Below are 21,798 nucleotides of genomic sequence, written 5' to 3' on the forward strand. Positions count from 1 at the left end.
TTCCGCATCGCCAAAGAAGCGGTGATGAAGGCTGGGCAATATGCCTACCGTGACCGTCGTACCAAGAAGCGTGTGTTCCGTCAGCTGTGGATTGCCCGTATCAACGCGGCAGCCCGTCAGTGCGGCATGACCTACAGCCAGTTCGCCAACGGCCTGAAGAAGGCCCAGATCGAAATCGACCGCAAGGTGCTGGCTGACATCGCTGTGCACGACATGACGGCTTTCGCCGGCATCGTGGAGAAGGTCAAGGCCAAGCTGGCTGCTTGATCTTCACGCCAGGAAGGCGGCTGCAAGGCCGCCTTTCATGCACAAGAAACAAGGGCTGGAGCTTGAACAAAGCTTTGGCCCTTTTTCATTGCGCAGGGCGATCCGGAGAGCGCAGCCCGTGCTGCGCTGCCCCGATCACTTTGTACCCAACGGACAAGAACACATGAACGAGTTGGACGCCATCGTCGCCAGCGCACAGGCAGCATTTGCCCAGGCCGCCACCCCGGCGGATCTTGAGAACGCCAAGGCGCGTTTCCTGGGCAAGACCGGTAGCATCACCGAGCTGATGAAGGGCATGGCCGCCCTCAGCGTGGAAGAGAAGAAAAGCCGCGGCGCCGCCATCAACGTGGCCAAACAGGCTGTGGAGGCCGCGCTCAACGCCCGCCGCCAGGCCCTGGCCGACGCCGAACTGCAGCAGCAATTGCAAGCCGAGGCGCTCGATGTGTCGCTGCCCGGCCGCGCGCGCGGCACCGGCGGCCTGCATCCCGTGAGCCTGACCATGGAGCGACTGGAGGCCATCTTCGGCTCCATGGGCTTCGAAGTGGCCCAGGGCCCCGAGATCGAGGCCGACTGGTTCAACTTCACCGCGCTCAACACGCCCGAAGACCATCCCGCGCGTTCCATGCACGACACCTTCTACGTCGAAGGCGGCAGTGCCAAGGCTCCCAACCTGCTGCGCACGCACACCAGCCCGGTGCAGGTGCGCCACGCGCTGCAGCACGTCAAGCAGCACAAGGCGCTGGTTGAGTCTGGCCGGCCCATGCCCGAGATCCGCGTCATCGCCCCGGGCCGCACCTACCGAGTGGACAGCGACGCCACCCACTCGCCCATGTTCCACCAGTGCGAAGGCCTGTGGATCGGCGAGAACGTCAGCTTCAAGGACCTCAAGTACCTCTTCACCGAGTTCTGCCGCACCTTCTTCGAACGCGACGACCTGGTGCTGCGCTTCCGCCCCAGCTTCTTCCCCTTCACCGAGCCCAGCGCCGAGATCGACATTCAGTTCCAGAGCGGCCCGCTGGCCGGCCGCTGGCTGGAAGTGGCCGGCTCCGGCCAGGTGCACCCGAACGTGGTGCGCAATATGGGTCTGGACCCGGAGAAGCACATCGGCTTCGCCTTCGGCATGGGGCTGGACCGCTTCACCATGCTGCGCTACGGCGTCAACGACCTGCGCCTGTTCTTCGACGGCGACATCCGCTTCCTGAGCCAATTCCGATGATGAGCCACACCCCGGTACCACTTGAAGCGATGGTCGGCCCACCGTTCGCGCTGAGCCTGTCGAAGCGCAGCGCCAACCAAGGCAGGGACTTCGACAAGCTCAGTCCGAACGGACAAGTAGCACGCTAACGAATCACGCTGAGAATCTTCTATGCAATTCCCCGAGTCCTGGCTGCGCGAATTCTGCAACCCGCCGCTCTCCACCCAGCAACTGGCCGACACGCTCACCATGGCCGGCCTGGAGGTGGAAGAACTGCGCCCCGTGGCGCCGCCCTTCACCCAGATCGTTGTCGGTGAAATCAAGGAAGCCGTGCAACACCCCAACGCCGACCGCCTGCGCGTGTGCCAGGTGGACGTGGGGCAGGGTGCTCTGCTGAACATCGTCTGCGGTGCGCCCAACGCGCGTGTGGGCATCAAGGTCCCCTGTGCTCTCGTCGGCGCTGAACTCCCCCCGGGTGAAGACGGCAAACCCTTCCTCATCAAGCTGGGCAAGCTGCGCGGCGTGGAAAGCCAGGGCATGCTGTGCTCGGCCCGCGAACTGAAATTGTCCGAAGACCACGGTGGCCTGCTGGAGCTGGCCGCTGATGCGCCCATCGGCCAGGACATCCGCCAGGTGCTGAACCTGGACGACACGCTGTTCACGCTGAAGCTCACGCCGAACCTCGCGCACTGCCTGTCCGTCTACGGCGTGGCGCGTGAAGTGGCCGCGCTGACCGGCGCGCCGCTGAAGGCCCCAAGCTTCCCGCCCGTGGCCGTGAAGAGCCAGGACAAGCAGCCCGTCAAGATCAGCGCGCCCGACCTGTGCGGCCGTTTCTCCGGCCGCATCGTGCGCAACGTCAACACCAAAGCTGTAACTCCGCAGTGGATGGTGGACCGCCTGGCCCGCTGCGGCCAGCGCAGCGTGACCGCGCTGGTGGACATCTCCAACTACGTGATGTTCGAGTTCGGCCGCCCGAGCCACATCTTCGATCTGGACAAGATCCACGGCACGCTGGACGTGCGCTGGGGCAAGCCGGGTGAACAGCTCAAGCTGCTCAACGGCAACACCGTCACCGTCGATGCCGAAGTGGGCGTGATCGCCGACGACCAGCAGGTCGAGTCCCTGGCCGGCATCATGGGCGGCGACGCCACCGCCGTGTCGGACGACACGAAGCATGTGTACGTCGAAGCCGCCTTCTGGTGGCCGCGCGCCATTGCCGGCCGCTCGCGCCGTTACAACTTCGCCACCGATGCCGGCCACCGCTTCGAGCGTGGTGTCGACCCGCAGCTCACCGTGGAGCACATCGAGCGCATCACCCAGCTCATCGTCGACATCTGCGGCACCCCCGCCACCGCCTGCGGCCCCATCGACGACCAGCAGGTCAAGATGCCCGTGGCCCAGCCCGTCACGCTGCGCGTGGCGCGCGCCGCCAAGATCATTGGCATGCCGCTCACGCAAGCGCAGTGCAGTGATGCGCTCAAGCGCCTGGGTCTGCCGCTCACCGAAGGGCAGGGGACCATCACGGTCACCCCGCCGCTGTACCGCTTCGACCTGCAGATCGAGGAAGACCTCATCGAAGAAGTCGCGCGCCTGGTGGGCTACGACCACCTGCCGCACACCCCGCCGCTGGCGCCCGTGGTGCCCAAGACGCGCCTGGAGTCGCAGCGCAGCGCCTTTGCCGTGCGCCGCCAACTGGCCGCCCTGGGCTACCAGGAAACCATCAACTACAGCTTTGTGGACGAACGCTGGGAGCACGAGCTGGCCGGCAACCCGAACCCCATCAAGCTCATGAACCCCATCGCCAGCCAGATGGGCGTGATGCGCTCCACGCTGCTGGGTTCGCTGCTGCAGGTGCTCAAGTTCAACCTGGACCGCAAGACCGAGCGTGTGCGCGTGTTCGAACTGGGCCGCGTTTTCCTGCGAGATGCTTCCGTGACCGACAGCGACACCAGCGTGGCCGGTTTTGCCCAGCCCATGCGCGTGGCGGGTCTCGCCGTGGGCGGGGTGGACGCCATGCAGTGGGCCACCAAAGACCGCGCCGTCGACTTCTATGACGCCAAGGGCGACGTGGAAGCCCTGCTGGCCCCGCGCAAACCCGCTTTCGAAGCCGCCGAACACCCGGCCATGCACCCCGGCCGCTGCGCCCGTGTGCTGCTGGACGGCAAGGCCATCGGCTACGTGGGCGAACTGCACCCGCGCTGGCGCCAGGGCTACGAGCTGGCCCAGACCCCCGTGATGTTCGAGCTGGAGCTCGACGCCGTGCTGGCGCGCGAGGTGCCGAGCCTGAAGGCCATGAGCAAGTTCCAGGCAGTGGAGCGTGACCTGGCCGTCATCGTGGCCGAGAGCGTGAGCCACGCCGCGCTGATGAGTGCCATAGTGTCTTCACCTACTGCGGGCCTGCTGCGAAATGCGATACTGTTCGACGTCTACCGCGCCAAGCCGGGGGCAGCCTCGGCCGGCCTGGCCGAGGGCGAGAAGAGCCTGGCGGTGCGCCTGACGCTCAACAGCGACGAAGCCACCCTGACCGAAGAACAGATCGAGTCCAGCGTACAAGCCGTGCTGGCCACGCTGCAGAAACAGGTGGGCGCGCGTCTGCGGGCCTGAGCGGGACCAAGCAAGAACAACACGAGACAAGACGGGGCAAGCATGGAAATCACGGTCGAAAGTCTGGAAACCCCCGCGCTGACCAAGGCGCAATTGGCCGAACTGCTGTTTGAGCAGATCGGGCTGAACAAGCGCGAGTCCAAGGACATGATCGACGCCTTCTTCGACCTGATCGCCGACAGCCTGGTTAACGGCAACGACGTCAAGATCTCGGGCTTCGGCAACTTCCAGATCCGCACCAAGGCCCCGCGCCCCGGCCGCAACCCGCGCACCGGCGAGGCCATCCCCATCGAAGCGCGCCGTGTGGTCACCTTCCACGCCAGCCACAAGCTCAAGGAACAGATCCAGGAGCAGGGCAACGGCCAGCCGGCCCGCGCCGCGGCCTGATCTCTCCCGCCGCGCCTGCGCGCGCGGCCCATACCACCCCCGGTTTTTAGCGGTTCGGAACCGCTGCGGTTGCCCTGTTGCAGTGCACAAACCGCAGCTTTCCTGCATCCCGAAACCCCGAAAAGCGCTGTTTTTCGAAAAAACAGCCGCCAGGCTTTGCATCTGTCCACCACTTAGAGTAACCTTGCAGCTTTCTCTCCTATCACATTGATTTCAATGGAGAAAGCGCTCCCACCCATCCCCGCCAAACGCTACTTCACCATCGGTGAGGTCGGCGACCTGTGTGGCGTCAAGCCTCACGTGCTACGGTATTGGGAGCAGGAGTTCACCCAGCTGCGTCCCATGAAGCGCCGCGGCAACCGGCGTTATTACCAGCACCACGAGGTACTGATGATCCGCCGCATCCGTGACCTGCTCTACGACCAGGGTTTCACCATCAGCGGCGCGCGCAACAAGATGCAGGAGCTGCTGCACGCCGAACGCGACAAGAAGCGCGCCGGCGAGGTCATGCTCGACGGCGTGGAAGTGCTGGAGATGAACGAACCGGCCGACCTGGACGACTTCAGCGAAAGCCAGCTGGTGGACGACGACGAACTGCACGCCGACAAGCTGCACCTGGTCAAACGCGAACTCACCGAAATCCGCGATCTGCTCGCAGGCAGCTTCTGAGTCTCAGGAGTGGCCCGTTTCTGCGGGTATAATTCGAAGCTCGATCGGTGTGTGGCGCAGCCTGGTAGCGCACTTGCATGGGGTGCAAGGGGTCGAAGGTTCGAATCCTTTCACACCGACCAATCGATAAATGACAAACGCCGCTAGTGGAAACACTGGCGGCGTTTTTCTTTGGGCTCAGGAGATGTGGCGCCCAAGCCTTGTATGCTTGCCGAGGTAAGCAAGGGAAGGTTGGCAAGTCATTTAATCTCTACGCCAAATGCCAGAACGCAACCAAATTGCCATCCATCGGTGGCACTACGCAGATGACATTGCTCACTTCTTGACCAAGTCAGTCGAGACCATCTTGGGTGAGTTGGCGTCAAACTATCCCTTTGCCATCGAGCCTACACAAAGGCATGCATGGCAGGTGCAGATTCGCCATTTGCAGCAGGAATTAGAGCCTTTCCGGGCGCAAGGAAAAATCTACTTCGAATACGACGTACCGCGGATGGGCAAACGTATTGATGTCCTGCTACTGCTAGAGCAGGTGATCTTTGTGATCGAGTACAAGGTAGGGGAAAAGACTTACCCGGCACACGCAGTAGCGCAAGTCTGGGATTACGCCTTGGACCTAAAGAACTTCCATGAGACAAGTCATCACCTCTCAATCGTCCCTGTATTGATTGCGACGGATGGCGAATCCGTACCGATGGTTCTTGAGGCTGACGTCTTGCGTGACGGCATCTATAAACCGGTGTGCACCAATTCAAGTGGGCTGGGTGTCGTTATTCGCGCCGCTTTGGATTTTTGCGATGGGCCGTCGATAGATCACAAACAATGGGAGTCGGGGCGCTATGCGCCTACGCCGACCATTGTCGAAGCGGCCATGGCTCTGTATGCCGGTCATAACGTCGCAAATATTTCGCGTAGCGATTCCGGAGCGCAAAACCTAAGCAAAACGTCCAAAGCGGTTGAGCGTGTGATTGGTTCGGCTCAGCAAAACAAGAGGAAAGTACTTTGCTTGGTCACGGGAGTGCCTGGTGCTGGCAAGACGCTGGTGGGTCTTAACGTCGCAACCTTGCATACCGATCCGACGAATGAGCTGTATTCGGTGTATCTGTCGGGCAATGGCCCATTGGTAGCCATCTTGCATGAGGCCTTAGCGCGTGATCGTGTCATTCGTGACGGTGAGCAAGGAGTTCGAACTAGCAAAGGTCAAGCTCGCCAAGCCGTTAAAGAATTCATCCAGAACGTTCACCATTTTCGCGATGATTGCCTAAGAGACCGTTCGAGGCCTCCAATTGAGCATGTGGCGATCTTCGACGAAGCCCAAAGAGCCTGGAACTTGGAGCAGACGGCTGCCTTTATGTCGCGCAAGAAAGGAGTCCCGAACTTCAATATGTCGGAGCCTGAGTTTTTGCTTTCCTGTCTAGACCGGCATCCGGACTGGGCAGTGGTGGTCTGTTTGGTCGGCGGCGGTCAAGAAATCAATACAGGTGAAGCTGGGATTGGTGAGTGGGTAGGTGCCATACAAAGATATTTTCCTCATTGGTACATCCATGTGTCACCGCGTCTGCACGATAGCGAATACGGTGCGGGCCAGGTCGTAGAGTCCCTGTCAAATCGTCCTCAAGTGACCTTTGACGATGATCTGCATCTGAACGTTTCTATGCGGTCATTTCGGGCAGAGCATGTATCAGCTTGGGTCAAGGCTGTACTCGACTTGGAGCATGAGGACGCACAACGGGCATGGAGTTCTATACGGGATAAATATCGTATTCGTCTGACACGAGATCTCAGCGTGGCTAAGCGTTGGCTTAAAGAGCACGCTCGTGGTACGGAGCGCTATGGCATGGTCGTTTCGTCGCAAGCCGAACGCCTCAAGCCGCATGCTATTGACGTTCGCTCACCCATGGATCCAGTTCATTGGTTCCTAGATGATCATTCGGATGTGCGCTCGTCTTACTACCTCGAGGATGTGGCCACCGAGTTCCATGTTCAGGGACTGGAGTTGGATTGGGCTTGCGTGGTGTGGGACGGTGATTTCCGTCATAACGAAGGTAGTTGGAAGCACCACTCATTTGTTGGGAGTCGGTGGCAGAACATCCATAAACCGGAACGGCAGATGTATCTGAAGAACGCTTATCGGGTTCTACTGACTCGAGCCAGGCAAGGTATGGTCATCGTGGTTCCGCAAGGAGATCTTGGTGATCCGACTCGTGCACCGGAGTTTTACGACGGGACATTTCAGTACCTTCAGAGCCTCGGGGTACCGGTTATCTGACAGCCAGGTTTTGATGTGGGCTCATGCGAGCGTAAATGCTTGTGCTACAGCCTCTAGCGAGTTCTTCACTCGTTGCACGATGGGGGAGTTGCCGGCGGCGGTGAGAACCAGACCATGTGTAGAGCGCGTCATGCCTACGTACAACAGGCGTACCTCTTCTTCCAACGGTTCGTCCTTCCAAGGCATGCTGTCTAGCCCAGCGATAAACACCAAGGGAAACTCCAGGCCTTTGGCGCTGTGCAACGTGATCAGCTTCACGCTGGGCTTCGACCAGTCAAAACGTGTGGCACCTTGCGTTTGCATGGCTTGTACGGTAATGCCCTTGCGCTGTAACGCCTGGCTGACCCCGTCCATGCGGATGCGGGTACGGAAGAGCACAGCGATGTCGTTGAGTGATTTACCCTCGGCAGCGGCCTTTGTTATGCGCTCGGCGATGAGCTCCGCTTCCTCCGCTGGATTGGCTGCTTCGATCAACACGGGCAGGGGGCCACGGCGTCCGGCGGTAGCTGGGTGCACAGTCTGGACGGCATCTTCTGTTTCCGGACGCTCGGCTACCAAGTTTTCAGCGCACTGCATGGCCAGGGCTAAGACCTCGGCGGTGTTTCGGTAGTTGAGTTTGAGCACGCTGGTGCGGCCTTGGGCCTGGATACCCACGCTCGCAAAGCTGAACTTACGCCGTTGTTTCTGGTAGATCGATTGCGCGTCGTCATAGAGTACGAGTAGCGAGTTGCTGGCAGGGTTGACCATGCGTGCGGCCATTTGCAGCCAGGTCTCGTCAAAGTCGTGGGCTTCGTCGATCAGCAGAGCCAGGTATTGGCCGCCGGGGACCAGGCCGGTTTGGACGGCGCGGTTGACGGTCTGGACCAGGGCTTGCCAGTAAGCATCGCCCTGCAAGTCTCTGGGCACGTCGAGCTGGTAGGCCCGGACCATGTCTAGACACCAGGCGTGGAAGGTACGACAGACAACGAGGTTTTCATCGACACCGCGCTCGCGCAGCAGCGTGGTGATGCGCTGAGCCAGCGTACGGTTGTAGCAAAGCACGAGGATGGGCTGGTCTGGCCGCGCGGCGGCGGCTAGTTGCTGGGCGCGGAAGACCAGGATCATGGTCTTGCCGGAGCCGGCCACGCCGTGGATGACGCGGTGCCCTTCGCCAAGCGTGCGGGCGATCTGCTCTTGTTGCAGGTCCATGACCTGCAGCAGATCAGGCAACTTGGCGCCTTGTGCGCCTTCCTTGCCGTTGAACAACGTACCTTGCTGCACCCGCACCTCGGGGAAGAGGTGCCAGCGCACGCGGTCGCGCTGGGGCAGGGTGAGGGCTTGGGGGGACCAACCAGCGTACATGGTCCAGAGCAGCTCCTCAAACACTTCAGGATCAATGTCTTCGGCCAGATCGTCGCGCAGCAGTGTCTTGGTGTCGGGAAAGACTTCAGCGAAGTCGATGCTCTCCACCTGCTTGCGCCGGATGTTGGAGAGTACACAGCCCCAGCCGTAGGGCACACGTGATTTGCCTCTGAACGGGTCTTGGTCTTGCAGCAGCGCTGGGTCCGTCTCCAGTACTTTGTTGAGCTCCATGGCGTAGCCACGCGCTTGAGACAAGGGGTGAGCCACCGTCTTGGGGCCGTCTTCCAACTGGAGTTCGACACTGTCGCGGTTGAAGCTCAGCAAGGTGCCCCAGGCCCAGTGTTTGACTTCCAGAATGAGCAGGCCGCGGCGCGGGCTGAGGATGACGAAGTCGGGCTGGCGGGCCTTGGGGCCGATGGGAACGTTGTGCCAGACCATATAGTCGTCGGACAGGCAGCGCTTGAGCTGGTGCAGTACCGCGCGCTCGCCGGTATCGCAGCGTCTGTCGATATTGGTGAGGCCTTGCGGAAAAATGGCCATGGTCTTCTGCAATCCCTGTGTGCGGCGCTATGGCCGGTGGGGCTCGGTGCTTGTCAGATCGGCGCCGGCCCGTGTTTGATTCATTCTATCGAGCGATCTAGCCATCTCAGGCTTTACGCCATATCTCGCTGCGGGTAAACCCGAATTCGTCACTGGGTTGACGTTTATCAAATTAGTATGCATACTTACTATTATTGAGTTTGGTGGCTCATGTTGAGCCGGCCGCACTCAAGCCGAACCGTCGGTGCTGTTTTTCAGTCTTTGGAGATAACGATGCAGTTCTACAAAAGTGGCTTCAGGGGTGGCAACCCCGACGTCAAGCAAGCCGCGCCGAACCGGCGCAACCGGGGCATCAACGAGCCGCTGCCGGAAAAGGTGGATGTGCTGATTGCCGGCACCGGCCCGGCGGGTCTGTGCCTGGCGGCGCAGTTGTCGCAGTTCCCGGAGATCGAGACGATGATCGTGGAGCGCATGCCCAGCAACATCATCAAGGGCAAGGCCGACGGCATCAACACGCGCTCCATGGAAATGTTCCAGGCCTTCGGCTTTGCCGACAAGGTCAAGCGCGAAACCTACTGGGTCAACCAGACCAATTTCTGGATGCCGGACCCCAAGAATCCTGCCCACATCAAGCGCGCGGGCCGGGTGCAAGACGTGGCCGACGACAGCTCGGAAATGCCGCACATCCTGATCAACCAGGCGCGGCTGCACGAGCTGTTCCTGGAGGTCATGAAGAATTCCCCGTCGCGCCTGGAGCCCGACTACAGCTGGGAAATCCTGGGCCTGACGGTGGACACCAGCACCGACGATCACCCGGTGACCGTGACCCTGAAAGACGCCAGCGGCCTGAACTGGGGGGGCACCCGCACCGTGCGGGCGAACTACGTGGTGGGTTGCGACGGGGCGCATTCGGCCGTGCGCAAGGCGATCGGCGGTGAACTCAAGGGCGATGCCGCACATCAGGCCTGGGGCGTGATGGACATCCTCGCCAACACCGATTTCCCGGACGTGCGGCAGAAGTGCCTGATCTCTTCCGCCAGTGAAGGCAATTTGCTGATCCTGCCGCGCGAGGGTGGTTATGTGTTCCGCATGTACGTGGAGCTCGACAAGCTCCGGCCCGACGAGAAGGCGGCGCAGCGCAAGCTCACGCAGCACGACATGATTGCCGCGGCGAACCGCATCATCAAGCCTTACACGATCGACGTGAAGGAGGTGGTCTGGTGGTCCATCTACGACATTGGGCACAGCATCACCGACCGGTTCGACGACGTGCCCGCGGGCGTGGACCGCAACCCGCGCGTGTTCACGGCGGGGGGCGCCTGCCCCACTCACAGCCCCAAGGCGGGGCAGGGCATGAATGTCTCGATGCAGGACACCTTCAACCTGGGCTGGAAGCTGGTGCACGTGCTCCAGGGCCGGGCCGATGCCCGCCTGTTGCGCAGCTATTCCAAAGAGCGGCTGACCGAGGCCAAACGCCTGGTGGAGACGGACCACAAATGGGCGCGGGTCATGTCGGCCCCCACCACCCAGGCCGAGCGGGAAGGGATTGAGGAGCCGCGCATCATTCGCCAGTTCAAGGAGAACCTGGAGTTCACGGGCGGCCTGGCCGTCAAGTACGACCCGTCCGCGCTGATCGGCCCGGCAACTTATCAGTCGCTGGCGACCGGCGAGACCATCGGCCGCCGCTTTCACTCCGCGCCCGTGGTGCGGGTGTCGGACGCCAAGCAAATGCAGCTTGGCCATGTGGCCGAGGCCGATGCGCGCTGGCGCATCTACGCCTTTGCCGGCAAGGCCGACGGTACCGATTCGATCTCGGCCATCCACCAGCTCGCGGATTGGCTGGAAACCGACGCGAACTCCCCGGTCGTCAAGCACACACGCAAGGGCGAAGACATCGACGCGGTGATCGACTTCCGCGCGGTGTTCCAGCAAACCTTCGACCAGCTGGCCTACGAGAAGATGCCGTCTCTGCTCAAGCCCAAGACCGGCAAACTGGGCCTGCAAGACCATGAGAAGGTCTTCTGCGTCGACCACAAGGGTGTGGGCGATATTTACGACATGCGCGGCATCAACCGCGACAAAGGCTGCATGGTGGTGGTGCGGCCGGACCAATACGTGGCCCACGTGCTGCCGTTGGACGCGCGCCAGGAGCTGGCGGACTTCTTTGCGGGCATTCTGCTGCCGGCCTGAGGCCCGGCTCCGGTCGCCCTGAGCCTGTCGAAGGGCTCTCCGTTTGGGCGGAGCCCAGCCAAACCCTCTGCAAGTCGTTGATTTGCAGAGGGATTTTAGATTGTTCTCAAACTTGCTTGGCGGCTTTGCTGCGGTTACCGGCCACCACCTCGCGCACGTGCTGCGCCAGGCTGCCGTTCTCTTCCACGACCATGAACTGGGCGAGCAGGGTATTGGCCTGACTTGCCTTGCGCTTGGCGGTGGGGCGTTTGGCGGGGGGCGAACCGGTGGCGTGGGCGGGCATGGTGGCACTCCTGATGGGTGCATTAAGCGCCAATTTGGCTCTTGGCGTTTGAGGTCGCAATTTGCGACCTCAGGTTGCCTCAGTTGAGCCTGGAGGGGTTCACCAACTTGATATCGCAAACTGCGACTTCAAGTTGGGACGGCCGGCCCAGCGGCCCTGAGGGCTGGCAACAACAGCAGGCGCGCGCCAGGGCGGTATGATCCGCCACCCACATTTCTTCTCGTCAGCCCGTAGCTCAGTTGGATAGAGCAACAGCCTTCTAAGCTGTGGGTCGGGGGTTCGATCCCCTCCGGGCTGACCAATCCCAAACGCAGATTTCAGCCGGCAGGCCGCCGCAAGCGCAGGCGGCCGGGCGGCGCTCGTTCAACTGCGTTGCAGCACCAGGCGGGTGGGGGAGACTTGCAGCTTCTCGGCGTCCACCGCGCTGCCCAGTTCCTGCAGGTGGACCTGTAGCAGGCTGCGGTTGATGACGACGTGGCCCACGGTGTAGTCGCGGCCCTGGTAGCTCACGCGCGAGCCGGGGCGGTACAGGGGCAGATGGACGATGACGGGTTCGGCGAGGGCCGGCGTTTCGGCCTCGCCGGCGGGCAGATCCTGCGTGGCGTGCAGGTAGGCGGACTCGTTTTTCACTTGGGGTGGCTCTTACACGGGAAACGGGCGGGCCGCCGTGCAAGTGTCAGGGCGCCACCGCCTCAGGACTTACCAGGAGATACGGGGGAAGCCTGCAAGATACCACAGCACGAAGATCGAGATGAGCACGGGCAGGCCGATGCCGATGAAAGTCAGCAAAGTCAGGAAAAAAGTCCAGAGCTGGGAGAGCCATTCCCTGAAGACTTCCCGTAGGTCGACGTTCCAAAAATGCTCTTGCCGTTTCATGTCTCTGCCGTCGTGTTGTCGTGTGGTGTGTGAAGTAGTTCACACTTTGCGCATACTGGGAACGAATGTACCCCCAATTCCGGCCTTCTGAAAGCGGGAAAAGCGGGCAGATGTAAGGGTATATGTCGGGGGCCGCTGCCGGCGGTTCAGACCAGGTCGACGTCGTGCACCTGGTAGCGGCCGGCCTTGCGGTCGGCAAAGTAGCGCTCCAGCGTTTCCTTGACGGTGCGAAAGGCGATTTCGTCCCAGGGGATCTCGTGCTCGGCGTAGAGCTGGGCTTCCATGGTCTCGGTGCCGGGGGCGAACTGGTCGCTCAGCAGTTTGGCGCGGTAGAACAGGTGCACCTGGCCCACACGCGCCACGCTGATGATGGTGAACAGGCCTTCCATCTCGATCTGGGCGCCGGCTTCTTCGTCGGTTTCACGGGCGGCGCCCTGGGCCGTGCTTTCACCCAGCTCCAGGAAGCCGGCCGGCAGCGTCCACTTGCCCTTGCGCGGCTCGATATTGCGCTTGCACAGCAGCACCTTGTCGCCCCAGTAGGGCACGGTGCCCACCACGTTGAGCGGGTTTTCGTAATGGATGGTGCTGCAGGCGGGGCAGATGGCGCGTTCGCGCGTGTCGCCGTCGTCGGGGAGGCGGTAGACCACGGCCACGCCGCAATTCTTGCAGTGTTTGATGGGGCTGTGCAGCATGAAAGTGAGTGTAGGGGAAACCGACAGTCTGCTGCTCGGGGCAGGGCCCTATCATCCGGCCATCATGGACACCCTGCTGCTCTGGCAAGTGCTGGCCGATGCGGTGCTCACCCTGCATGCCGCGGTGGTAGCTTTCGTGCTGGGCGGGGCGCTGGTGGTTCTGCTGGGCGGGCCGGCGGGCTGGGCCTGGGTGCGGGCGCCGCTGCTGCGCTGGGCGCATCTGGGGGCCATCAGTTTTGTGGTGCTGCAGACCTGGCTGGGTGCCGCTTGCCCGCTGACGGTGCTGGAGATCTGGCTGCGCCGGCAGGCGCGCATTGCGGGTGACTACGAGCGCAGTTTCATCGAGCATTGGGTGCAGCGCCTGTTGTATTACGACGCGCCGCCCTGGGTGTTCGGCCTGGCCTACACCTTGTTCGGCCTGGGGGTGCTGTGGTTGTGGCGGCGCTGGCCGCCGCGGCCCTGGCGCCGGCCGGCCAGGCGCAAGCCTTGATTTAGGTCATTTTGTGGCCTGGGGATGCCCGCCGAACGTCAGTTTGCAGCAAGATCGATACTCATAATTATGAATTCAGTTCCAAGACAGATAAACCGAGGAGAGCCTGGATGAGTCGTTACGCCGAGTTTCACCGCCGTTCCATCACCGACCGTGAGGCCTTCTGGGCCGAACAGGCCCAGCTGATCGACTGGCAGCAGGCCCCGAAGCAGATCTGCGACTACAGCAACCCGCCCTTTGCGCGCTGGTACGTGGGCGGCACCACCAACCTGTGCCACAACGCGGTGGACCGGCACCTGAAAGACCGCGCCGACCAGGCCGCGCTGATCTACGTCAGCACCGAGACCGACGAGGAAAAGACTTACAGCTTCCGCGAACTGCACGCCGAGGTGCAGCGCATGGCGGCCAGCCTGCTTGAGCTGGGCGTCAGATCAGGCGACCGCGTGCTGATCTACATGCCCATGATCGCCGAGGCGGCCTTTGCCATGCTGGCCTGCGCGCGCATCGGCGCCATCCACTCGGTGGTGTTCGGCGGTTTTGCCTCGGGCTCGCTGGCCTCGCGCATCGAGGACGCCGAACCCAAGGTGGTGGTCAGTGCCGACGCGGGCTCGCGCGGCGGCAAGGTGGTGGCCTACAAGCCGCTGCTGGACGAGGCCATCCGCCTGTCCAAACACAAACCCGCTGCCGCGCTGCTGGTGGACCGCGGGCTGTCGCCCATGGACCTGACGGCCGGGCGCGACCATCTGTGGGGCCCGCTGCGTGAAAAACACCTGAACACCCCCGTGCCTTGCGAATGGGTGGACGCCACCCACATCAGCTACACGCTTTACACCAGCGGCACCACCGGCAAGCCCAAGGGCGTGCAGCGTGATACGGGCGGTTATGCCGTGGCGCTGGCGGCGAGCATGAAGTACATCTTCGAAGGCAAGCCGGGCGAGACCTATTTCTCCACCAGCGACATCGGCTGGGTGGTGGGGCACAGCTACATCGTCTACGGCCCGCTGATCGCCGGCATGGCGACCATCATGTACGAGGGCCTGCCCATCCGGCCGGACGCCGGCATCTGGTGGCAGCTGGTGGAAAAGTACAAGGTCTCGCGCATGTTCTCGGCGCCCACGGCGGTGCGCGTGCTCAAGAAGCAGGACCCGGCCTTCCTCAAGAAATACGACCTCTCCAGCCTCAAGGCGCTGTACCTGGCCGGCGAGCCGCTGGACGAGCCCACGGCGCAGTGGATCAGCCAGGGCCTGGGCGTGCCCATCATCGACAACTACTGGCAGACCGAGACCGGCTGGCCCATCCTGACGATTGCCAACGGCGTGGAGAAGGCGCCCAGCAAGTTCGGCAGCCCGGGCGTGCCCATGTACGGCTACGACGTCAAGCTGATCAGCGAGAGCACGGGCGAGGAACTCACGGGGCCCGACCAGAAGGGCGTGGTGGCCATCGAGGGCCCGCTGCCGCCGGGTTGCATGCAGACCGTATGGCGCGACGACGCGCGTTTCGTCAACACCTACTGGAAGAGCATTCCGGGCAAGCTGGTCTACAGCACCTTTGACTGGGGCATCCGCGACAAGGACGGTTATTTCTTCATCCTGGGCCGCACCGACGACGTGATCAACGTGGCCGGCCACCGCCTGGGCACACGCGAGATCGAGGAATGCATCTCCGGCCATCCCAACGTGGCCGAGGTGGCCGTGGTGGGCGTGGCCGACCAGCTCAAGGGCCAGGTGGCCATGGCCTTTGCCGTGGCCAAGGACGCCAGCGGGCTGACCAGCGACGCGGCACGCCTGAAGCTGGAGGGCGAGGTGATGAAGCTGGTGGACAGCCAGCTGGGCGCGGTGGCGCGGCCTTCGCGCGTGTTCTTCGTCAACCTGCTGCCCAAGACGCGCAGCGGCAAGCTGCTGCGCCGCGCGCTGCAGGCCGTGGCCGAGGGCCGCGACCCGGGCGACCTGACCACCATGGACGATCCGGCGGCCCTGCAGCAGGTGCGCGAGCTCGTGGGTGCCGCGGCCAAACCATAAGAATCAGCACCTGAATTCATAAGCGGCTTTGTGCCGCCGGGCATTCGGTGGCACAATCGCCCCTGTACTAAGGCTCCTTCCTGCCACAGTCGCATCCGCCAACCGGTCCAGCCGTGCCGCGGAAGGTTTTTCCAACCAGTCAAAGTTTCCCTCAGGGAAACGGAGGTCAGCGCAATATGAGCGAATCCCATCAGGGTTCCAAGGCCGCGTCGTCTGTGTACCAGACGTACAGCGACAACACCTATCTGTTCGGGGGCAATGCTCCGTACGTTGAAGAGATGTACGAGAACTACCTCGCCAACCCCGGCAGCGTTCCCGACAACTGGCGCGATTACTTCGACGCCCTGCAGCACGTGCCCGCTGTCGATGGCACGAACGCCAAGGACATTCCCCACCTGCCGGTCATCAACGCTTTTGCCGAGCGTGCCAAGCAGGGCGTGACCCAGGTGGTGATGGCCACCGGCGCCGACTCCGAGATGGGCCGCAAGCGCGTGGCCACCCAGCAGTTGATTGCCGCCTACCGCAACGTGGGCCAGCGCTGGGCCGATCTGGACCCGCTCAAGCGCACCGAGCGCCCCTCGATCCCCGAGCTGGAGCCTTCCTTCTACGGCTTCAGCGACGCCGACCAGGAAACGGTGTTCAACATCAGCAACACCTTCTTCGGCAAGGACAGCATGTCCCTGCGCGAGCTGCTCAACGCCCTGCGCGAGACCTACTGCGGCACCCTGGGCGCCGAGTTCATGCACACCACCGACCAGGCGCAGAAGCGCTGGTGGCAGCAGAAGCTGGAGAGCATCCGCAGCAAGCCCAACTACGGCGCTGAAAAGAAAAAGCAGATCCTGGACCGCCTGACCGCGGCCGAGGGCCTGGAGCGTTTCCTGCACACCAAATACGTCGGCCAGAAGCGCTTCTCGCTCGAAGGCGGCGAGAGTTTCATTGCCGCCATGGACGAGCTGATCCAGCTCGCCGGCGCCAAGGGCGTGCAGGAGATCGTGATCGGCATGGCCCACCGCGGCCGCCTGAACGTGCTGGTGAACTCCATGGGCAAGATGCCGGCGGACCTGTTCGCCGAGTTCGACCACACCGCGCCGGAAGACCTGCCGGCCGGTGACGTGAAATACCACCAGGGCTTCAGCTCCGACGTCACCACACCTGGCGGCCCGGTGCACCTGACCCTGGCGTTCAATCCTTCGCACCTGGAGATCGTGAACCCGGTGGTCGAGGGCTCGGTGCGCGCGCGCATGGACCGCCGCGGCGACCCCAAGGGCAGCCAGGTGCTGCCGGTGCTGGTGCACGGTGACGCCGCCTTCGGCGGGCAAGGCGTGAACCAGGAAACCCTGGCGCTGGCCCAGACCCGTGGTTATTCCACGGGCGGCACGGTGCACATCATCATCAACAACCAGATCGGTTTCACCACCTCCGACCCGCGCGACATGCGCTCCACCGTGTACTGCACCGACATCGTCAAGATGGTCGAGGCGCCGGTGCTGCACGTCAACGGCGACGACCCCGAGGCCGTGGTGCTGGCCACGCAACTGGCGCTGGAGTTCCGCATGGAGTTCCGCCAGGACGTGGTGGTGGACATCACCTGCTTCCGCAAGCTGGGCCACAACGAGCAGGACACGCCCAGCCTGACCCAGCCGCTGATGTACAAGAAGATCGCAGCCCACCCCGGCACGCGCAAGCTCTACGGTGACAAGCTGGCCACCCAGGGTGTGTTGCCGGCTGCCGGCCCGGACGAGATGGTCAAGGCCTACCGCGCCGCCATGGACGCCGGCCGTCACACGGTGGACCCGGTGCTGACCAATTTCAAGAGCAAGTTCGCGGTGGACTGGTCGCCCTACCTGAGCAAGAAGTGGACGGACGCCGCCGAGACGGCCATTCCGCTGACCGAGTGGAAGCGCCTGGCCGAGAAGATCACCACCATTCCCGCGAGTGTCACGCCGCACCAGTTGGTGAAGAAGGTCTACGACGACCGCGCCGCCATGGGCCGCGGCGAGATTCCGGTGGACTGGGGCATGGGGGAGCACATGGCTTTCGCCTCGCTGGTGGCCAGCGGCTACCCGGTGCGCCTGTCGGGCGAGGACTGCGGCCGCGGTACCTTCACCCACCGTCACTCGGTCATTCACGACCAGAACCGCGAGAAGTGGGACGTGGGCACCTATGTGCCGCTGGAGAACGTGAGCGAGGGCCAGGCGCCCTTCGTCGTGATCGACTCCATCCTCTCTGAAGAGGCGGTGCTGGGCTTCGAGTACGGCTACGCCTCCAACGACCCCAACACCCTGGTGGTCTGGGAAGCCCAGTTCGGCGACTTCGCCAACGGCGCCCAGGTGGTGATCGACCAGTTCATCGCATCCGGTGAAGTGAAGTGGGGCCGTGTCAACGGCATCACGCTGATGCTGCCGCACGGCTACGAAGGCCAGGGCCCCGAGCACAGCTCGGCCCGCCTGGAGCGTTTCATGCAGCTGGCGGCCGACACCAACATGCAGATCGTGCAGCCGACCACGGCCAGCCAGATCTTCCACGTGCTGCGCCGCCAGATGATCCGCAACCTGCGCAAGCCGCTGATCATCATGACGCCCAAGTCCCTGCTGCGTAACAAGGACGCGACTTCGCCGCTGTCCGAGTTCACCAAGGGCGGTTTCCAGACCATCATTCCCGAGCAGAAGGCCATCAAGGACGAGAAGAACGTCAAGCGCGTGATCGCCTGTTCCGGCAAGGTCTATTACGACCTGGTCAAGAAGCGCGAGGAGAAGGGCCTGGACGACGTGGCCATCCTGCGCGTCGAGCAGCTCTATCCCTTCCCGCACAAGGTCTTCGCTGCCGAGCTCAAGAAGTACCCGAACGCCACCGACATCGTGTGGTGCCAGGACGAGCCGCAGAACCAGGGCGCCTGGTTCTTCGTGCAGCACTACATCCACGAGAACATGCTCGAAGGCCAGAAGCTGGGTTATGCCGGCCGCGCGGCCTCGGCCTCGCCGGCGGTGGGTTATGCCCACCTGCACCAGGAGCAGCAGAAGGCGCTGGTGGAAGCGGCCTTTGCCAAGCTCAAGGGCTTCGTGCTGACCAAGTAAAGGTTTGAATCACATGTTCTCTTGCGGGCGGGTTTCAGAAATCTGCCGCGCAACATCAAGAAAAAACGGAAAGAATTAAATGGCTATCGTAGAAGTCAAGGTCCCGCAGCTGTCCGAATCGGTGGCAGAAGCCACCATGCTGCAATGGAAGAAAAAGGCCGGTGAGGCTGTCGCTGCCGACGAGATCCTGATCGACATCGAGACCGACAAGGTCGTGCTGGAAGTGCCGGCCCCGGCCGCCGGTGTGCTGGCCGAACTGCTGGTGGCTGACGGCGGCACCGTGGTGGCCGGCCAGGTCATCGCCCGCATCGACACCGAAGGCAAGGCCGGTGCTGCAGCTGCCGCTGCGCCCGCCGCTGCTGCGGCCGCAGCGCCTGCCGTGGCCACTGCCACGGTCTCCGCCTCCAAGGCCGGCGTGGCCATGCCCGCTGCCGCCAAGCTGATGGCCGACAACGCACTTGCCGCCGGCTCCGTGCCCGGCACGGGCAAGGACGGCCGTGTGACCAAGGGTGACGTGCTGGCCGCCGTGGCCGGCGGCGGCGCCAAGCCCGCCGCCATTTCCACCGGTGCCCCGACCTCGGTCCTGCCGCAGGTGGCGGCCCCCCGTCCGCAGAACCTGGGCGAGCGCCCCGAGCAGCGCGTGCCCATGACGCGCCTGCGCGCCCGTGTGGCCGAGCGCCTGCTGCAGTCGCAGTCCACCAATGCCATCCTGACCACCTTCAACGAGGTCAACATGGCCCCGGTGATGGAGATGCGCAAGCGTTTCCAGGAGAAGTTCGAGAAGGAACACGGCGTCAAGATCGGCTTCATGTCCTTCTTCGTGAAGGCTGCCGTGCACGCCCTGAAGAAGTACCCGGTGCTCAACGCCTCGGTGGACGGCAACGACATCGTCTACCACGGTTACTTCGACATCGGCATCGCGGTGGGTTCGCCGCGCGGCCTGGTGGTGCCCATCCTGCGCAACGCCGACCAGATGAGCTTTGCCGACATCGAGAAGAAGATTGCCGAGTACGGTGCCAAGGCGCGCGACGGCAAGCTGGGCATCGAAGAGATGACCGGCGGTACCTTCTCCATCTCCAACGGCGGTGTGTTCGGCTCCATGCTGTCCACCCCCATCATCAACCCGCCGCAGTCGGCCATCCTGGGCGTGCACGCCACCAAGGACCGCGCGGTGGTGGAGAACGGGCAGATCGTGATCCGCCCGATCAACTACCTGGCCATGAGCTACGACCACCGCATCATCGACGGCCGCGAAGCCGTGCTGGGCCTGGTCGCGATGAAAGAGGCGCTGGAAGATCCCGCTCGCCTGCTGTTCGACATCTAAAAGCTACTGCGCGACCTCATGGCGGCGTTGCGGGTCCCGTTCGAGCAATCCTCACGTACCTTGAAGTACGTTCCGGTTGCTCGCCACCCGCGCCTTGCCCTGAGGCCGCTCGCTACGCTTTGAACAACCGATTGGAATACCTATGAGCAAACAATTCGACGTGGTCGTCATCGGTGGCGGCCCCGGCGGCTACATTGGCGCCATCCGCGCTGCCCAGCTGGGCATGAACGTGGCCTGCATCGACGAGTGGAAGAACGAGAAGGGCGGCCCGGCCCCGGGCGGCACCTGCACCAACGTGGGCTGCATCCCGTCCAAGGCGCTGCTGCAGTCGTCCGAGCATTTCGAGCACGCCAACAAGCACTTTGCCGACCATGGCATCACGGCCAGCGACGTCAAGATGGACGTGGCCAAGATGCTGGGCCGCAAGGACACCGTGGTCAAGCAGAACAACGACGGCATCCTCTACCTGTTCAAGAAGAACAAGGTGGCCTTTTTCCACGGCCGCGGCTCCTTCGTGAAAGCGGTGGACGGCGGCTACGAGATCAAGGTGGCGGGTGCGGCCGAAGAGACCCTGGTGGCCAAGCAGGTCATCGTGGCCACGGGCTCCAACGCCCGCGCGCTGCCGGGCACGCCGTTTGACGAGGTCAACGTCCTGTCCAACGACGGTGCGCTGCGCATCGGCGCGGTCCCGAAGAAGCTGGGCCTGATCGGCTCGGGGGTGATCGGCCTGGAGATGGGCTCGGTCTGGCGCCGCCTGGGCGCCGAGGTGACGGTGCTGGAAGCCCTGCCCACCTTCCTGGGTGCGGTGGATGAGCAGATCGCCAAGGAAGCCAAGAAGGCTTTCGACAAGCAAGGGCTCAAGATCGAGCTGGGCGTGAAGGTCGGCGAGATCAAGAACGGCAAGAAGGGCGTGAGCGTGGCCTGGACCAACGCCAAGGGCGAGGCCCAGACGCTGGACGTGGACAAGCTGATCGTCTCCATCGGCCGTGTGCCCAACACCATCGGCCTGAATGCCGAGGCTGTCGGGCTCAAGCTCGACGAGCGTGGTGCCATCGTGGTCGACGACCACTGCAAGACCAATCTGCCCGGCGTGTGGGCCGTGGGCGACGTGGTGCGTGGCCCCATGCTGGCGCACAAGGCGGAGGAAGAGGGCGTGGCCGTGGCCGAGCGTATCGCTGGCCAGCATGGGCACGTGAACTTCAACACCATCCCCTGGGTCATCTACACCAGCCCGGAAATCGCCTGGGTCGGCCGCACCGAGCAGCAGCTCAAGGCCGATGGTGTGGCCTACAAGGCCGGCACCTTCCCCTTCCTGGCCAACGGCCGCGCACGCGCGCTGGGAGACACGACCGGCATGGTGAAGTTCCTGGCCGACGCCAAGACCGACGAGATCCTGGGGGTGCACATCGTGGGCCCCATGGCCAGCGAGCTGATCTCCGAGGCCGTGGTGGCCATGGAGTTCAAGGCCAGCGCCGAGGACATCGCGCGCATCTGCCACGCGCACCCGAGCCTGAGCGAGGCGACCAAGGAAGCCGCGCTGGCCGTGGACAAGCGCACGCTGAACTTCTGAAGCACGCGGGTA

The 21,798-nt window shown here is 63.2% G+C and carries 16 protein-coding genes, 2 tRNA genes and 1 pseudogene; 14 read left to right on the forward strand and 5 right to left on the reverse strand.

The genetic code is table 11. The features are described 5' to 3' along the window. The 7 genes and pseudogenes from rplT to AO057_RS17525 all read left to right on the forward strand — a co-directional run. Positions 1-267: 50S ribosomal protein L20 (gene rplT, locus AO057_RS10930; RefSeq protein ID WP_057677260.1), on the forward strand; the 267-nt coding region annotated here is incomplete at its 5' end. A gap of 163 nt (positions 268-430) precedes the next feature. After that, positions 431-1,483, forward strand: a complete 1,053-nt coding sequence (gene pheS, locus AO057_RS10935; protein WP_057675811.1) for a phenylalanine--tRNA ligase subunit alpha — start codon at positions 431-433, stop codon at positions 1,481-1,483. A gap of 150 nt (positions 1,484-1,633) precedes the next feature. Then, positions 1,634-4,066 (forward strand): phenylalanine--tRNA ligase subunit beta, encoded by a 2,433-nt coding sequence (pheT, locus tag AO057_RS10940; protein ID WP_057675813.1) that lies wholly within the window; start codon positions 1,634-1,636, stop codon positions 4,064-4,066. Positions 4,067-4,093: 27 nt separating this feature from the next. After that, positions 4,094-4,453, forward strand: a pseudogene (locus AO057_RS10945) (integration host factor subunit alpha); the annotation flags it as partial. Positions 4,454-4,669: 216 nt separating this feature from the next. Beyond that, positions 4,670-5,122 (forward strand): MerR family transcriptional regulator, encoded by a 453-nt coding sequence (locus AO057_RS10950; protein WP_057675817.1) that lies wholly within the window; start codon positions 4,670-4,672, stop codon positions 5,120-5,122. A 45-nt stretch (positions 5,123-5,167) separates the two neighbouring features. After that, a tRNA-Pro gene (locus tag AO057_RS10955) sits at positions 5,168-5,244 on the forward strand. Between the two features lie 200 nt (positions 5,245-5,444). After that, a complete protein-coding gene (locus tag AO057_RS17525) occupies positions 5,445-7,388 on the forward strand; it encodes a DUF2075 domain-containing protein (RefSeq protein ID WP_240480770.1) in 1,944 nt (647 codons plus the stop codon). 21 nt (positions 7,389-7,409) lie between these two features. On the opposite strand, the gene AO057_RS10965 is transcribed toward AO057_RS17525, so the two are convergent. Continuing rightward, complete coding sequence (locus AO057_RS10965; RefSeq protein ID WP_057675821.1) at positions 7,410-9,269, reverse strand: 3'-5' exonuclease; 1,860 nt, start codon at positions 9,267-9,269, stop codon at positions 7,410-7,412. A gap of 273 nt (positions 9,270-9,542) precedes the next feature. On the opposite strand from AO057_RS10965, the gene AO057_RS10970 reads away from it, so the two are divergent. Further along, a complete protein-coding gene (locus AO057_RS10970) occupies positions 9,543-11,459 on the forward strand; it encodes an FAD-dependent monooxygenase (RefSeq protein WP_057675822.1) in 1,917 nt (638 codons plus the stop codon). A 106-nt stretch (positions 11,460-11,565) separates the two neighbouring features. Here the strand turns inward: AO057_RS10970 and AO057_RS17815 are convergent, their stop codons facing one another. Then, the gene (locus tag AO057_RS17815) at positions 11,566-11,742 is read right to left on the reverse strand and encodes a hypothetical protein (protein WP_156404539.1); all 177 of its coding nucleotides are present in this window, start codon (positions 11,740-11,742) and stop codon (positions 11,566-11,568) included. Between the two features lie 224 nt (positions 11,743-11,966). Here AO057_RS17815 and AO057_RS10975 point away from each other — a divergent pair. After that, positions 11,967-12,043 (forward strand) — tRNA-Arg (locus AO057_RS10975). Between the two features lie 62 nt (positions 12,044-12,105). On the opposite strand, the gene AO057_RS10980 is transcribed toward AO057_RS10975, so the two are convergent. The 3 genes from AO057_RS10980 to AO057_RS10985 all read right to left on the reverse strand — a co-directional run bounded on the left by AO057_RS10980 (position 12,106) and on the right by AO057_RS10985 (position 13,310). After that, the gene (locus AO057_RS10980; protein ID WP_057675824.1) at positions 12,106-12,372 is read right to left on the reverse strand and encodes a hypothetical protein; all 267 of its coding nucleotides are present in this window, start codon (positions 12,370-12,372) and stop codon (positions 12,106-12,108) included. Positions 12,373-12,441: 69 nt separating this feature from the next. Beyond that, a complete protein-coding gene (locus tag AO057_RS17820) occupies positions 12,442-12,618 on the reverse strand; it encodes a hypothetical protein (protein ID WP_156404540.1) in 177 nt (58 codons plus the stop codon). A gap of 146 nt (positions 12,619-12,764) precedes the next feature. Next, the gene (locus AO057_RS10985) at positions 12,765-13,310 is read right to left on the reverse strand and encodes an NUDIX hydrolase (protein WP_057675826.1); all 546 of its coding nucleotides are present in this window, start codon (positions 13,308-13,310) and stop codon (positions 12,765-12,767) included. A gap of 64 nt (positions 13,311-13,374) precedes the next feature. Here AO057_RS10985 and AO057_RS10990 point away from each other — a divergent pair, with 64 nt between their 5' ends. From AO057_RS10990 to lpdA, 5 genes are all read left to right on the forward strand, one after another. Beyond that, complete coding sequence (locus AO057_RS10990) at positions 13,375-13,800, forward strand: DUF2784 domain-containing protein (RefSeq protein ID WP_057677261.1); 426 nt, start codon at positions 13,375-13,377, stop codon at positions 13,798-13,800. A 53-nt stretch (positions 13,801-13,853) separates the two neighbouring features. Further along, positions 13,854-15,818 carry a propionate--CoA ligase gene (locus AO057_RS10995; protein WP_082605644.1) on the forward strand — a complete coding sequence of 655 codons (1,965 nt, stop codon included), beginning with the start codon at positions 13,854-13,856 and terminating at the stop codon, positions 15,816-15,818. A 176-nt stretch (positions 15,819-15,994) separates the two neighbouring features. After that, positions 15,995-18,892 (forward strand): 2-oxoglutarate dehydrogenase E1 component, encoded by a 2,898-nt coding sequence (locus AO057_RS11000; RefSeq protein ID WP_057675830.1) that lies wholly within the window; start codon positions 15,995-15,997, stop codon positions 18,890-18,892. Positions 18,893-18,971: 79 nt separating this feature from the next. Then, complete coding sequence (gene odhB / locus AO057_RS11005; RefSeq protein ID WP_057675832.1) at positions 18,972-20,216, forward strand: 2-oxoglutarate dehydrogenase complex dihydrolipoyllysine-residue succinyltransferase; 1,245 nt, start codon at positions 18,972-18,974, stop codon at positions 20,214-20,216. A 142-nt stretch (positions 20,217-20,358) separates the two neighbouring features. Beyond that, a complete protein-coding gene (lpdA, locus tag AO057_RS11010) occupies positions 20,359-21,786 on the forward strand; it encodes a dihydrolipoyl dehydrogenase (protein ID WP_057675835.1) in 1,428 nt (475 codons plus the stop codon). Positions 21,787-21,798: the final 12 nt, after the last annotated feature.

This window comes from Curvibacter sp. PAE-UM, from assembly GCF_001432305.1.
GTDB lineage: Bacteria > Pseudomonadota > Gammaproteobacteria > Burkholderiales > Burkholderiaceae_C > Hylemonella.

Excerpts from the sequence above, each read along its gene's own strand:
- AO057_RS10985 (WP_057675826.1), bottom strand. The coding sequence starts at position 13,310 with ATGCTGCACAGCCCCATCAAACACTGCAAGAATTGCGGCGTGGCCGTG.
- lpdA (WP_057675835.1), top strand. The coding sequence starts at position 20,359 with ATGAGCAAACAATTCGACGTGGTCGTCATCGGTGGCGGCCCCGGCGGC.
- AO057_RS11000 (WP_057675830.1), top strand. The coding sequence starts at position 15,995 with ATGAGCGAATCCCATCAGGGTTCCAAGGCCGCGTCGTCTGTGTACCAG.
- AO057_RS10965 (WP_057675821.1), bottom strand. The coding sequence starts at position 9,269 with ATGGCCATTTTTCCGCAAGGCCTCACCAATATCGACAGACGCTGCGAT.
- AO057_RS10970 (WP_057675822.1), top strand. The coding sequence starts at position 9,543 with ATGCAGTTCTACAAAAGTGGCTTCAGGGGTGGCAACCCCGACGTCAAG.
- AO057_RS10990 (WP_057677261.1), top strand. The coding sequence starts at position 13,375 with ATGGACACCCTGCTGCTCTGGCAAGTGCTGGCCGATGCGGTGCTCACC.
- odhB (WP_057675832.1), top strand. The coding sequence starts at position 18,972 with ATGGCTATCGTAGAAGTCAAGGTCCCGCAGCTGTCCGAATCGGTGGCA.
- AO057_RS17820 (WP_156404540.1), bottom strand. The coding sequence starts at position 12,618 with ATGAAACGGCAAGAGCATTTTTGGAACGTCGACCTACGGGAAGTCTTC.
- pheT (WP_057675813.1), top strand. The coding sequence starts at position 1,634 with ATGCAATTCCCCGAGTCCTGGCTGCGCGAATTCTGCAACCCGCCGCTC.
- AO057_RS17815 (WP_156404539.1), bottom strand. The coding sequence starts at position 11,742 with ATGCCCGCCCACGCCACCGGTTCGCCCCCCGCCAAACGCCCCACCGCC.
- AO057_RS10950 (WP_057675817.1), top strand. The coding sequence starts at position 4,670 with ATGGAGAAAGCGCTCCCACCCATCCCCGCCAAACGCTACTTCACCATC.
- pheS (WP_057675811.1), top strand. The coding sequence starts at position 431 with ATGAACGAGTTGGACGCCATCGTCGCCAGCGCACAGGCAGCATTTGCC.